This is a genomic window from Listeria cossartiae subsp. cayugensis (genome assembly GCF_014229095.1).
In the GTDB taxonomy this organism is placed as follows: Bacteria; Bacillota; Bacilli; order Lactobacillales; family Listeriaceae; genus Listeria; species Listeria cayugensis.
Window position 1 is genome coordinate 251,830 of record NZ_JAARZC010000002.1, and the last position, 12,728, is coordinate 264,557.

General features: G+C 38.3%; 15 protein-coding genes. 11 read left to right on the forward strand and 4 right to left on the reverse strand.

Features of this window, described 5'->3' with window-relative positions; all coding sequences use genetic code 11:
* Nucleotides 1-11: 11 nt before the first annotated feature.
* Both HCB49_RS08345 and HCB49_RS08350 read left to right on the forward strand, forming a co-directional pair.
* Nucleotides 12-881 (forward strand): DUF1672 family protein, encoded by an 870-nt coding sequence (locus HCB49_RS08345; protein ID WP_185604663.1) that lies wholly within the window; start codon nucleotides 12-14, stop codon nucleotides 879-881.
* Nucleotides 882-898: 17 nt separating this feature from the next.
* Nucleotides 899-2,887, forward strand: a complete 1,989-nt coding sequence (locus HCB49_RS08350; protein WP_185604664.1) for an SA1320 family protein — start codon at nucleotides 899-901, stop codon at nucleotides 2,885-2,887.
* A gap of 73 nt (nucleotides 2,888-2,960) precedes the next feature.
* Here HCB49_RS08350 and mscL read toward each other — a convergent pair whose 3' ends face one another.
* The gene (mscL, locus tag HCB49_RS08355; RefSeq protein ID WP_008948372.1) at nucleotides 2,961-3,347 is read right to left on the reverse strand and encodes a large conductance mechanosensitive channel protein MscL; all 387 of its coding nucleotides are present in this window, start codon (nucleotides 3,345-3,347) and stop codon (nucleotides 2,961-2,963) included.
* A gap of 60 nt (nucleotides 3,348-3,407) precedes the next feature.
* A complete protein-coding gene (locus HCB49_RS08360; protein WP_185604665.1) occupies nucleotides 3,408-3,599 on the reverse strand; it encodes a hypothetical protein in 192 nt (63 codons plus the stop codon).
* 137 nt (nucleotides 3,600-3,736) lie between these two features.
* Between HCB49_RS08360 and HCB49_RS08365 the strand changes: the two genes are divergently transcribed.
* The 3 genes from HCB49_RS08365 to HCB49_RS08375 are packed head-to-tail and all read left to right on the forward strand — an operon-like array spanning nucleotide 3,737 to nucleotide 6,652.
* Entirely contained in the window at nucleotides 3,737-5,362 is a 1,626-nt protein-coding gene (locus HCB49_RS08365) for a copper resistance CopC/CopD family protein (protein WP_185604666.1), read from the forward strand.
* A gap of 12 nt (nucleotides 5,363-5,374) precedes the next feature.
* On the forward strand, nucleotides 5,375-5,992 hold the full coding sequence (locus HCB49_RS08370; protein WP_185604667.1) for a YcnI family copper-binding membrane protein: 618 nt from the start codon (nucleotides 5,375-5,377) through the stop codon (nucleotides 5,990-5,992).
* An 18-nt stretch (nucleotides 5,993-6,010) separates the two neighbouring features.
* A complete protein-coding gene (locus tag HCB49_RS08375; RefSeq protein WP_185604668.1) occupies nucleotides 6,011-6,652 on the forward strand; it encodes an MOSC domain-containing protein in 642 nt (213 codons plus the stop codon).
* A gap of 5 nt (nucleotides 6,653-6,657) precedes the next feature.
* On the opposite strand, the gene HCB49_RS08380 is transcribed toward HCB49_RS08375, so the two are convergent.
* Together HCB49_RS08380 and HCB49_RS08385 are read right to left on the reverse strand one after the other, a co-directional pair.
* On the reverse strand, nucleotides 6,658-7,401 hold the full coding sequence (locus HCB49_RS08380) for a potassium channel family protein (RefSeq protein WP_185480972.1): 744 nt from the start codon (nucleotides 7,399-7,401) through the stop codon (nucleotides 6,658-6,660).
* A gap of 109 nt (nucleotides 7,402-7,510) precedes the next feature.
* On the reverse strand, nucleotides 7,511-8,428 hold the full coding sequence (locus HCB49_RS08385) for a COX15/CtaA family protein (protein ID WP_185604669.1): 918 nt from the start codon (nucleotides 8,426-8,428) through the stop codon (nucleotides 7,511-7,513).
* Nucleotides 8,429-8,663: 235 nt separating this feature from the next.
* On the opposite strand from HCB49_RS08385, the gene cyoE reads away from it, so the two are divergent.
* The 6 genes from cyoE to coaD all read left to right on the forward strand — a co-directional run bounded on the left by cyoE (nucleotide 8,664) and on the right by coaD (nucleotide 12,720).
* Nucleotides 8,664-9,569: a heme o synthase gene (cyoE, locus tag HCB49_RS08390; protein WP_185604670.1), complete on the forward strand. Its 906-nt coding sequence runs from the start codon at nucleotides 8,664-8,666 to the stop codon at nucleotides 9,567-9,569.
* Between the two features lie 147 nt (nucleotides 9,570-9,716).
* A complete protein-coding gene (locus HCB49_RS08395) occupies nucleotides 9,717-10,772 on the forward strand; it encodes a CAP domain-containing protein (protein WP_185392167.1) in 1,056 nt (351 codons plus the stop codon).
* Between the two features lie 47 nt (nucleotides 10,773-10,819).
* Nucleotides 10,820-11,269, forward strand: a complete 450-nt coding sequence (locus HCB49_RS08400) for a YlbF/YmcA family competence regulator (RefSeq protein WP_185604671.1) — start codon at nucleotides 10,820-10,822, stop codon at nucleotides 11,267-11,269.
* A 30-nt stretch (nucleotides 11,270-11,299) separates the two neighbouring features.
* The gene (locus HCB49_RS08405; protein ID WP_003726138.1) at nucleotides 11,300-11,581 is read left to right on the forward strand and encodes a YlbG family protein; all 282 of its coding nucleotides are present in this window, start codon (nucleotides 11,300-11,302) and stop codon (nucleotides 11,579-11,581) included.
* A 96-nt stretch (nucleotides 11,582-11,677) separates the two neighbouring features.
* A complete protein-coding gene (gene rsmD, locus HCB49_RS08410; protein WP_185480970.1) occupies nucleotides 11,678-12,235 on the forward strand; it encodes a 16S rRNA (guanine(966)-N(2))-methyltransferase RsmD in 558 nt (185 codons plus the stop codon).
* Between the two features lie 2 nt (nucleotides 12,236-12,237).
* Nucleotides 12,238-12,720 (forward strand): pantetheine-phosphate adenylyltransferase, encoded by a 483-nt coding sequence (gene coaD / locus HCB49_RS08415; RefSeq protein ID WP_185604672.1) that lies wholly within the window; start codon nucleotides 12,238-12,240, stop codon nucleotides 12,718-12,720.
* Nucleotides 12,721-12,728 lie beyond the last annotated feature (8 nt).

Here is a 12,728-nt window from a genome sequence, read left to right on the forward strand (position 1 = left end):
TAGGAGAACAGATGAAGAAAAAAATAATGGTTTTGTTAGCATGTCTATTATTATTAGGAGGTTGTTTCAATATGAATGAGAAAACAGAGCAAGAAAAAGCACAAGAAGGCACTACGCCCGTGCAGGATTATGTTGGACAGGGATATTCTTTTGTGGATGGGAATAAGTCAGCAGAGCGAGTGAAAAAACATGAGGAAGAGATTAAGCAAGTAGCAATAGATTATATGAATACAAAATATAAAACGGAAGTAGAAGTTACTAATGTAGTACCTGCTCGCAATGCTGCGGTGGTCATTTTGGAGTGTAAGCAACCAATTAAATTTAACACATCTGTAACTGTAGGATTAATTCTGAATGAAGATAAAGTAGGAAGCGCTAAGGAAGCTGAAGGCGAAGTAGAACAAGCTATTATAGGTGGGTTATATGCAAAAGCGTATGCAGCAGAATTTCAGCATTTAAATGAATTTGCAGAAGAATTAGCGAAAAAATTTGATTTGGTAGGAATGACAGATGAAGCTCTAAGTAAAGCATCTCCATATGGGAATCAAGGAAAGTACTATTTTATTGCATTGCCATATCTTGAGTATTCAAGTGTGTATAATGCTTATCTTGCAAATCCCCAAATTTCGGCAGAAGAATTGCGTACCCTCTTCACCAAAGATGACCCTACCAGTAAAAATATAACCATAGCAATGAATTTCTTTTCAAAAGAGGAGACATTGCCCAAACAAGAAGTAGTAGATAATTTATCCAAAGATTTTCAACAAGAATTAGGATTACCAAAAGGAAGCTATCCGTTCATAATATATACGAATCTCATAATAAATAGAGTTGGATTACCAGATGGAGAAGACATAAGAGCAGAAATATCAATTAAATAACAAGGGGCTAATCAGAGATGACAACAAAAATAGGAACACCAGATACTGATTTGATTGAGTTAAGTGGAAAATGGGTTTATAGACATCCTAAAACATTTAGCGAGTTACATGTAAATGGGACAGTGTATATAGTTAGAGAAGGTGAGTACAACAAAGCTTCTGGTCTTGACTATATGATTGTCGAGAATAAAACTACAGGCGAAATCAGCATGATTTTCGAAGGTACGCAAGGCACCCAAGATTTCCTAACAGACGGTACACTCCCTGGCTCTATTCCCAACACTCAATTAAGAGAAGCAGACGCAGCATACAAAAAAGAAAGTCAAAAATATGATATTAAAAATGTTGCAGGAAACTCTTTAGGTGGAGGTTTATCTAATTATATAGCTTCAAAAAATGACGGCATAAGAAGTGTCACCTATAATCCAGCTATTTTGCCTAAAGGAACTTATGACAAAAACAATCCAAGAATCATAAACTATTTAAGTGAATATGACCCATTAACCTTGGGGGAACGTGGATTAGGATACGGAAATCGTCTTCCAGGTGAATCCCATATTCTTCAAAATAATGTTCCTTGGCTACAAACTATTCTTTCTAATCATACAGGTTATGATGATGCAGGTATCACGGTTAAAGGTAAAAATATTCCAATTGATGCAGATGCTTATCTTCCCGTAGGTATTTGGAGTGGAAAGGTTTTGACTGGGGGAGGAAAAGGGCAGAAAATCGATATGAATCCAGATAATATTCGAATTTTGGCTAATAGTTTACGGACACGAATGATGGAGCAAATAAGTAGGGGGCAGTTTTATTTAGATACAGCGGTCGATTTAGTGAATAATGAGGGAAGTAGTTTGGACAATCGAACGACTTCTTTACAAGAAACTTTTGATAACTTGTTGGCGGAAGGAGAATTTGGTGGAATTATTACTTCATTAGCTAATTATGCTGAGTTTCGGGATGAGATGGAAAAGGCCAAACCAGTAAGTTATGCGGCAATAGATTTTATGCAAAGAGTAAGAACTTTGCCCATTTTAGGAGAAGTGTTAGATGTTGTTTCGGGGAGTTTCTTTAATGCGATAGATCTTTTGGTGGATATTCCAGCGCTAGTTAATGATCTTGCTTTAAGGACGGAAGACATGATGGATCAAGTATCTAAAATAAAAATGCAAGCAATACCTGAGTTATTTAAAGGGATTAATGACCAATATTTAAGCGATGCCATGGTGACAGAATTAAAAGAACATTACAAAATATTAGATGAAAATAAAGATTTGGTTGTTAAGCAAGTATTAACTTTTAGCGCCCAAGTTACGTACGTATCGAATGAACTTGAAAAAGCAGATAAACTTTTAAGCGCAACGCAAAAAGTCCAAAGTGTAGGAGCGCCGCCAGCGACACAAGCGTATGTCTTAAAAGAATCCAAAGCTTTGAAAGACGGAATGGGGAAGAAACAGCGATTATTAGATAGAAATTTTCGAGATTTTTCTGCTAAAACCACGAATTTATTAATGCCGGTATTGAGTTCAATTCGAAGTATTATTAATCAATTAAAACAAGTAATAAAGTCCGCTATTAGATACTTAGAAAACATCCAAACAGGACTATCAATCGTGAAAATCCCTTTTACAGATAGAGATTATCACTTAAAAGAGGAATTGAGAGAGTACATAAGAAAGTTGCAAGAAATCTTGTTAACCGTTAGAGGTGTAGGAAGTGCTGTAAAGGATATGGAATCAAATTTAGAGCATGTGTTAGCCATATATCGACCTTATATTGATACGGCGTTATTTGAAGATACAAAATTTCAAGATGTTATTTTATTGAATAAAGCAGCTACAAATATCTTCCAGAGTGCGGAAATAGTTTTTGATGATATTAAGCATCAATTAAGCGGAAATAAATCAGCCGCAATTTCTGCTTTAGATAAGTTAGCTGTACAAACTAGTAACAACATGAAAAGCTTATTGGAGCAAATTAAACGAGGGAGTATCAATGTTTAATGGAAGTTCATATTGGCAAATTAGCGGTTTAGCACAAATAAAAAATCCTTCCACAAAAGAAGGATTTTTTCGGTTATTTCTGTTGTTCTTTCAATAAATCGCGAATTTCTTTTAAGTATTCCTCAGTAGGAGGCACTGGTGTTTCTTCAACCGGTTGCTCTTTTTTCTTAATAAAGCTAGTAAGTATTTTGACGAAAATAAAAATAGCAAAAGCGATGATGACAAAGTCAACGATGGATTGAATGAAAGCACCGTACTGGATAACTGATTTACCGACTTTGAAACTTAAATCTGTAAAATCAAGCCCACCTAGAAGCACACCAACAAGTGGCATAATAATATTATCTACTAAAGATGAAACAATTTTCCCGAATGCAGCCCCGATAACTACCGCAACTGCGAGGTCAAGTACGTTCCCTTTTAACGCGAAATCTCTAAATTCTACTAACATTTTTTTCATATAATTCACCTCCCACTACTCAGTATAAAACATCTAACTGCGATGTGAAAGCAACTGAACTTATTTTAGTAACAAATTGCCTATGTAAAGTGTTGGCGCCATTAAAGCGTAGCCGATAATGACAAATGTCAGTGTTCGAAGCCAGAAAGAACTAAGAATAGTTGGTTTCCATTTTGCCAGAAGTGCTTGGAGCCACATCGTGATGAGCGTAACAAATGCAAACATAAAAAATAATTCGATATAACGAAGCATAGCACAACCTCCTTTTCTTTTACTATGCCATAGTTTACGCATCTTTTGCAATAGTAACTGAGCCGATTATTTCCATTCAATTCTTGCACGTGATAAGTTAAAAAGAGTAAAACCGTTCGTTCACAAAGGAGCCTCAAATGAAATTATTGAAAAGGGTCAGTTTTGTTGTCATCTTATTATTTATACTCATCGTACCGGTTCAGCATGTTTCTGCGCATGCTTATTTGGAAAATTCGAATCCAGCCGATCAATCACATATTAAAACCGCACCAGAAAAAGTAACGCTTGTTTTTAATGAAGAAATTGAAGCCGATTTCCCGTTGATAGAAGTGAAAAATTCTAGTGGGGAACGAGTGAAAACTGGGAAGACGGCTGTTTCTAAAAAGAATAATCATATGGTAGAGGCTTTATTGCCAGCTGATTTAAAAGCAGATGTCTATTCGGTTTCATGGCGAGTGGTTTCGGCTGATGGTCATGCGGTAACGGGTTTGATTTCCTTTAAGTTAGGTGATACAAAAGCAACCTTCCAAGCGACCGAAGTACCGTCGAATGGCGCAGACTTGCAAATTAGCTCGATTCAAAAAGCAATATTATACATAGGATTTTCATTGTTTATTGGGGTACTATTGTTCGGCTTAGGTCTTTATCCGCGGAAAGAACCGCTGACCGAAAAAATATCCAGCCGCTTGAAAAAAGTAACCTGGACAGCACTCGTGTTTTTAGGTGTAGCGCTCCTAATGCAACTTTTCGTTCAAACAAGTATCACCACAGGAGTATCAATTAGCAAAAGTTTTCAACCAAACCAATTAACCGCTTTTTTAGCTACAAAAACTGGCTATATTTGGATTAGCGAATTTGTCGTTTGGCTTGTACTCACCATTTTCACTTTCATCATGTTTTACAAAAATAAACAATCGAGCTGGTTTGCGCTTTTAACCGAGACCGCATTAATTGGCTATTTAATTTTCGCGAAGGCTCAGAATGGACATGCTGCAGCGAGTGCCGATAAAATAGTAAGTATCACAGCCGATATGCTTCATATGATTGCGGCAAGTGTTTGGGTTGGCGGGATTTTGGTACTATTATTCGTATTACCGCGAACTGGAAAAGCGCGCGCAATTTGGAGTCGCTTTGCCATCGTCGCAATCATCGCCGTCGCATCAATTTTGGTCAGCGGCTTGCTCATGGCGGTTATGAACATCGGGCAAATGGCCAATCTATTTACAACCAACTACGGCAAATTACTTCTTTTCAAAATTGGTTTATTTTTGCTGATGGCGCTGCTTGGCCTAGGGCATTACATCTATCTCAAACTCAAAAATCAAAAAATGCCATTTAAAACAATCCTAGTGGAACTTATCATTGGCACCATCATCCTTATAGTCGCAAGTGTTTTAACCAATGTGCAAACGCCACCACCACCTGCACCAAAAGCATTTGACGAAACAATTGCAGCAGACGGTGAACAGGCCAAAATCAATTTACGAGTGGAGCCCGCGACAGTTGGTCAAAACCAATTTATCATCACATTCACTTCAGCAGATGGCTCGGCAAAAACAGATTTTGAGCAAGTCACCATCACCACGAAATCCACCAAAACCGACGAAAAATCGACTTTTCAAGCAAAACTAGCCAATGATACACAATATTTCGCAGAAGGACTTTATATTAATCAAACCGGGAATTGGGAAATAACCGTTCATGGTTTAACGAAAGATTTTACCGATATTAATCAAACATTCACGACCAATATTACTCAGTAAAGGGGAAAAACAATGAAAAAAATTATTAGTTCGCTCGTCGTTTTATTAGCTGTTTTTGTCATTCCATTTCATGCAAGCGCCCATGTTTCCGTGCAACCAAGTGAGTCAAATGTTGAATCTTGGGAAACCTACACGATGAAAGTACCATCCGAAAAAGACGCGGCATCCAAGAAAATCGTTTTAAAAGTACCAAAAGGTGTGTCTTTCGAATCGTATGAACCAGTGCCAGGCTGGACAACAACCGTCGACAAGAAAAATGACACAGTGACTTGGCAAACAGAAGGAAACGGTATTGAGAAAGGCCAATTCCAACGTTTCAGTTTTATCGCTAAAAACCCAAGTGAAGAAGGGGAAGTTGCTTGGAACGCCTACCAGTATTATGAAGATGGCTCGATTGTCGAGTGGGTAGGAGCAGAAGATTCCGAAACCCCGCACGCGACAACGAAAATTATAAAAGAATCGTCCAATTCAACAACAGGTTCACACGGAGAAGTAGTGGCGGGAGCTGAGAATACAGCTGAAGACAAAAGCGACGCAAGTGACAATACTATTCTGTTGTGGACTGCAGTAGCCATCAGTGTTATCGCGCTTATTACCGGAATTCTTGCTATTTTAAGCCGAAAAAAATAACATCAAAGGAGCAAACAGATGGAACGAAAAATCATCCATTTAGCAGTCGGAAAGCCAAAAGAACTAGACCTCCAAAATAACAAAAAAATGATGACTGGCATCGAAAAACAGCGCGTAAAAACAGCAACTCTCACGATGAATGGCTTCGAAAATGATGCACCACACAATTTGAAATATCACGGCGGGGTAGACCGGACCGTCTGTATTTATCCATACGAGCATTACGCAAAATGGGCAGAAATGTTCGGCGAAGACCTACAAGTAACCGCTTTTGGTGAGAATCTAATCGTCACAAATATGCTAGAAAACACAGTCCAAATAGGTGATAAATTTCAAATTGGCGAAACCATTATCCAAGTAACCGAAGCACGAAACCCGTGCAGCACAATTGAAAAATTCAATGCCATCCCGAATCTCTACAAAGCAATCCACGAAACCGGACTAACTGGCTATCTTTGTCGAACCATTACGCCAGGTATGATAACCGAAACGGATGAAATCAACCAAATTCACCAAGAATCACACGGGGTAACCGTTGCCTTTTGCCATGAAAAAGTACTTCATAAAAAAGGAACAAACGAAGACTTTGAGCGTATTTTGGCTGTCGAAGCATTGTCCGAACGTTACCGTGACCAAGTCGAAAAACGAATAAAAAAGTGATAGCATCATTCGCTATCACTTTTTGCATTTTCATCGGCTAATTCTTTTTTTCTTAGTGTCAGAAATTGTTCTACCACCGCGATTTCTTCTTTCGTTAAATCTGGTGTATCCGCAATTAATTGAGTAATTTTGCTCGCTCTTTGTGTACTAGAAGTAGATGTTTTCTTCGCGCGGAAAAAGTTGGTAAGCGTACTAGTAATCATCCCGATAAACGCAATCCCAAATAGCATCATAATCGAAGCTAAAATCCGCCCAATCGGTGTGACAGGAACAATATCACCATAACCAACCGTTGTCGCCGTTACAATCGCCCACCAAAGCGCATCCGGATAATTATTGATTTCGGGTTCAATAAAGACCATCGGAACGGGAATAATAATTACGAGCAATACGAAAATCATCAAAAATCGATTCAAACCATTGGAACGGAAAAAGTTATAAATCGGGACAATATATCTTCTTCCCATCGCAGTAATCGTTAAAAGATGGACAAAGCTAACAATTCGAGCCGCTCGGAAGCCAGTGTAGAATGGAATAATCGCAATCAGTTGAAATGGATGGGTTTTCACATAATGCCACTTATTATCCGCCCGGTAAAGCCGAACAAGATAATCCAGTGTAAATATCGCCCAAATAATCCAATTTAAGATAAAAGTAAAGGTATTTCTGTACGGTAATAGAGCAAGGGAAAGTAATATGAGAATAAGCATAAACGTCTCATAAATCATTTTTCTCTTTGTTTTATCCAAGTTATCCACCTCGTTTGACTTATACTCTCATTTATTTTAGCATAAAACGACGCAAAAGCCGCAGATAAATCAAAAAAAGCTGGCAACAAAAAGTTACCAGCCATTATCTCTATTTTATTCGTAGTCGATTACTTTTACTTCTCGATGCCAGTAAACATAAGTAGCAAAGTAGCGCGAACAACATCGTAATAATTAAGCTATGGGCAAGCGCGATGTACAAGTTCACTCCTGTATAAACAGAAAGCGCCCCAGTAACGGCTTGAAGTGCAATAAACACAAGTGACAACACCATGCTAAAAGTCAGCACGCGATATCTTCTGTAATCCCGGAACACAATCCAAGTTACATACAGTAACCAAACAATCAAAATAAAGGCGGCTAACCGGTGGAAATACTGCACATAATCTTGTACGGAAGTAGGCATAATAAAGTGACCATTTTCAAACGGCCAAACTGGAACGGCCATACTTGCTTTTTCGTGTCGTACAAGCGCACCAGTGTAAACTGCTAAGTAAGTGTAAATCGTCAGTGCGTAAATATTAATGCGTAATTTCGTCCCCATTACAAGGTTTCTAGCATCAAACTTCCTGTCTACCTCGAAGATCATCAAAGCAAGCAATACAATAGAAGCATAACAGATAATCGAAATGCCAAAGTGCAGCGCCATGATGTACGGATTTTGTCCCCAAACAACAGCCGCCATTCCCATTAACGCTTGAATAATTAGAAACGATACAGCGATAATCGCAAGTGGTTTTGTTTCGCGACGGTTTTTCATATAAATCCAAGCACAAATCGCTAAAACGATAACAAAAATCGAGCTGATTCCCGTCGTCATTCGGTGCATGAATTCAATTAATTTTTCCGGAGTAACGTCTGTCAAACGAACTAACTGTCCATTACAAAGCGGCCAACTATTACCACAACCGTCAGCTGAACCAGTTTTCGTCACGAGCGCTCCACCAAACACAACGACTGTCATACAAATAATCGTCAGTACGGACCAAACTTTCAAGAATTTTTTCATTATCTACCAATCTCTCCTTTAGATGCGTGTGAGATTTTACTAAAATTTGTTTCTATGTATAAGTTCATGAGTACACATCAAACTAATTGTAGCGTGTTTATTTAAAGAAGTAAAGCGTACAAGACTAAAGCCGATTTATTGACAAAAGGGGCGTATTTTTCACATAATAAGGGTATAAGATATCTATCAGTTCGCAATCACTGGTTTATATCAGCAAGTGTTAGGGGGAGAAAAAGTGAATCAGATAGAAAAGACTGGGGAGTTATCGGCGAGTAGATTTACTGTCCGTGATTTTACCGAGCTTGTGAAAATTGGTATCGTGAATTCCAATACGATTACTGCTTTTACAGGTATGTGGTTAGCCTTTCAGTTAAATGGAATTTCTTTTATTCAAAATGTAGACGTGATATTTTTTACTATCGTCGGTTCAGCACTTATTGTAGCTGCTTCGGGCGCTTTTAATAATGTCATCGACCGTGATATTGACGGAATTATGGAAAGAACAAAAAATAGACCAACAATGACCGGGAAAATTTCTGGTAAGCGTGCCTTAATGGTCGCGCTTGTGCTAGGCGTTGTCGGGACGATTATGTTATTTATGACAACTTGGCAAGCTGGAGTTCTTGGCGTTATCGGGGTCTTTTTGTATGTAGTCGTTTATTCGCTTTATGCAAAAAGAAAACTAGTTAGTAACACCGTAATTGGTAGCTTTTCGGGAGCTGTACCGCCGTTAATTGGTTGGTTTGCAGTTGAGCCATCGTTTAGCATCGTACCAATCATGCTATTTCTCGTGATGTTTTGTTGGCAGCCACCACATTTTTATGCCATCGCGATTAAACGGAAAGAGGAATACGCCGCTGCTGGAATTCCAATGTTGCCAGTAGTCAAAGGCATTGAACGCACGAAGAAAAGTATGTTTTTCTGGGTAATTTTATTAACTATCTTGCCGTTCTTTATGTTTGACCTAGGCATCGTTTATGTTATTTTAGCAACATTACTTAATATCGGCTGGCTAGCACTGAGCATTTATGGCTTTAAAATGGAAGATAGCATCAAATGGGCAAAATGGATGTTCATATACTCGTTAAACTATATGACAATTTTATTCGTAGCAATGGTTGTTATTTCGATTTTCTTATAAAAATAAAAAACAATTATGATGAAGCGCGCATTATGCCGTTTTCTCGTAATTGTTTTTTTATGGCTTTTAAAGCTTTTCAAATGATAATAGTATTGGTAAAATGAAAGTTACATCAAGAAAACAAAATACCGCCGAGGAGGGCAAAATGTGAAGTTTATAATGCGAGTAGCTGTGCTATTAATCATTTGCCTGTTCATTGGATACAACACAGATCTATTTTTCAGTAAATCAGTAGAGCAAAATACTGCCGAGGATACCGCAACAAAATCCAATTTTCCTGATGATAAAAAAACAACGAATGAAAATCCGAAACAAGTGCAAGATAGTTCCAGCTTGGCAAGATTTATTAATAAAAACGTAAGCGAGTTAAAGAAAGAATTTGGCGACCCGGTGCGAGTGGACAAAACAGCATACGGTTACGACAATTATATTTATAGTCAACCAGGAACAAGCTACATGCAAGTCGGCGTCACAAATAACATCGTTCAAACCGTTTACGCGCTAGGGCAAGATTTAAATGTCATGCCATATACAATTGGTATGTCCACCGAAAAAGTATTTACCGATGCCAATTTGCAATCGGAAATATCCTTCAACTATAAAGACAGCTATTATAAATTCGAACTTTCTGAGGAAGACTTAAATGCTCGCCCAATCGTCAACATTGGAAGCGGCGTTTATGCGCAACTGAATTTCGATAAATTCAAGTCCAAACTGATTAGTGTACGTTACCTCAATAAATTATCTTTCATCAAAATGCGTCCTTATGAATTATCTTATCAAGGAGAAATTTATGAAGAAAAGCTATCACCAGAAGATTGGAATGCGATTGATGATGCTTCTAGCAAACAAGTACTAGAAATTACGAACGTCCTTCGCGATCGCTACGGGGTAGAAGAAGTAGCTTGGGACGAATCCGTTGCGAAGGTGGCGTATGGACATAGTGTTGATATGAAGAAAAATAATTATTTTGATCATACTTCACCAACTCAAGGCGATTTAAGCAAACGTTTGAGTGCGGGTAATGTCAAATATACGAAAGCCGGAGAAAATATCGCTTATAATTATGTCGATAGTGCGGCGGCGGTAGAAGGTTGGCTTAACTCTAAAGGTCACAGAGAGAATTTACTCGATGGTTCGTATACCTACATGGGTGCAGGCACGTATCAGAAATACTATACGCAAAATTTTATTATTAAATAATAGTTCTATGGTATAATAAAAAAGTAAGTTATATGGAGGTGGCTAGATTGCTCGCTACAATGGAAAATATGGCGCTACTCGATTTATCAGATGAGCTTGCTAGCATGATTCTAAACTCCGAGGAAGCGCAAAATTATAAAAGCGCCAAAGAAGTATTACTAAATGACGCTAATTCACAAAAAAATATTCGTCAATTTATACGAATAAAAGAACAATACGAGGAAGTACAGCGGTTCGGCCGGTATCATCCTGACTATAAAGAAGTAACCAGAAAGACTCGTGCTTATAAACGCGAAGTCGACATGGACCAAAATGTAGCAGCTTTTCGTCGTGCAGAGATGGACTTACAATCTCTCTTGGATGAAATCAGCCTGCTTCTCGCAAGTGCAGTTTCAAAGAATATCAAAGTACCAACCGGTAATCCGTTTTTTGAAACAAAATCTGCTTGTTCTACAGGTGGATGTGGCAGCGGGGGAGGCTGCGGTTGTTCAGCGTAAAGCTTATCCTAAAAAGAAGGAGCTTAAACAATGGAAAATGATAGACAAGCTATCGTCGTTTGGATGAATCATCTCAAACAAGTTAGATCTTTGAAGCGATTTGGAAATGTTCATTATGTATCGCGCAAGTTAAAATATGCGGTATTGTATTGTGATATGGCCGAAGTAGAAGATATCTCTAACAAAGTTTCTCGTTTTCATTACGTGAAACGCGTGGAAATGTCTTTCCGTCCGTTCTTAAAAACAGAATACGAATCCAAAAAAGAAATGATGTACGAACACAAAAATGAAGATGTACAAATCAGTATTTAACCAAAACGGCGAGACTATTTCAACTAGTCTTGCTGTTTTTTTGCATCTATTTATGATAAAGTAAAAAAGACATTGAAGTAAAGGTTGTGCAAAAACATGAGAGTCATTGCAGGAGAACGTAAAGGACATGCTTTAAAAGCAGTTCCAGGAAATAATACAAGACCAACTACAGACAAAGTAAAAGAATCATTATTTTCGATTATCGGTCCATTTTTTGATGGGGATATCGTTCTGGATTTATTTGCTGGTAGCGGCGGGCTGGGAATCGAAGCACTAAGCCGAGGTGCCGAGCGAGCAGTATTTATTGACCAAGCAACACTGGCGATTAAAACAATCCGCCAAAACCTTGAGGGCTGCCATTTTACCGAGCGAGCGGAAGTCTACCGAAATGACGCCGAACGAGCACTCAAGCTACTTCACAAAAACGAGTGGAAATTCGACCTTGTTTTCTTAGATCCACCATATAAAAAGCAACAATTAGAAAAACTAATGATGGCTCTGGAAAAATTAGAATTAGTGAACGAACAAGCAAGAATTATTTGCGAGCACGACAAAGAAGCAGTCATGCCAGATACTATTGGCAAATTCGAGAAAATCAAATCAGTATCATACGGAATTACTGTTTTATCGATATTTGAATTTCAGGAGGCGTAGAAATGGGAAACAAAATTGCCGTTATCCCCGGGACATTTGATCCAATTACGAATGGGCATTTGGATATTATTGAACGAGCAGCGAAAATTTTCGATGTGCTTTACGTATCCGTTTTAAATAATTCATCCAAAAAACCACTTTTCACCGTGGAAGAACGAATGGAAATGATTAAGCAAGTAACCGCCCATTTGCCGAATGTTCAAGTAGAAAGCGCGAGCGGATTAACGGTTGACTATGCTGCTAAACGCGGGGCTACTGCGATTGTTAGAGGGCTTCGAGCAGTAAGTGATTTTGAATATGAAATGCAAATTGCGTCGATGAATCGAACACTCAATGCCGAAATCGAGACATTTTTTGTTATGACCAACACGAAATATTCCTTTTTAAGTTCGAGTATGGTAAAAGAAGTGGCGCAGTACCAAGGCGATATCCGCGAACTTGTTCCAGAAATCGTGAACGAACAAGTACAAGCAAAATTCAAGTAAGTAGGAGA

Bases quoted from the DNA above. Each gene is read 5' to 3' on its own strand.
- HCB49_RS08345 (WP_185604663.1), top strand. From the start codon at position 12: ATGAAGAAAAAAATAATGGTTTTGTTAGCATGTCTATTATTATTAGGA.
- HCB49_RS08350 (WP_185604664.1), top strand. From the start codon at position 899: ATGACAACAAAAATAGGAACACCAGATACTGATTTGATTGAGTTAAGT.
- mscL (WP_008948372.1), bottom strand. From the start codon at position 3,347: ATGAAAAAAATGTTAGTAGAATTTAGAGATTTCGCGTTAAAAGGGAAC.
- HCB49_RS08360 (WP_185604665.1), bottom strand. From the start codon at position 3,599: ATGCTTCGTTATATCGAATTATTTTTTATGTTTGCATTTGTTACGCTC.
- HCB49_RS08365 (WP_185604666.1), top strand. From the start codon at position 3,737: ATGAAATTATTGAAAAGGGTCAGTTTTGTTGTCATCTTATTATTTATA.
- HCB49_RS08370 (WP_185604667.1), top strand. From the start codon at position 5,375: ATGAAAAAAATTATTAGTTCGCTCGTCGTTTTATTAGCTGTTTTTGTC.
- HCB49_RS08375 (WP_185604668.1), top strand. From the start codon at position 6,011: ATGGAACGAAAAATCATCCATTTAGCAGTCGGAAAGCCAAAAGAACTA.
- HCB49_RS08385 (WP_185604669.1), bottom strand. From the start codon at position 8,428: ATGAAAAAATTCTTGAAAGTTTGGTCCGTACTGACGATTATTTGTATG.
- HCB49_RS08405 (WP_003726138.1), top strand. From the start codon at position 11,300: ATGGAAAATGATAGACAAGCTATCGTCGTTTGGATGAATCATCTCAAA.
- rsmD (WP_185480970.1), top strand. From the start codon at position 11,678: ATGAGAGTCATTGCAGGAGAACGTAAAGGACATGCTTTAAAAGCAGTT.
- coaD (WP_185604672.1), top strand. From the start codon at position 12,238: ATGGGAAACAAAATTGCCGTTATCCCCGGGACATTTGATCCAATTACG.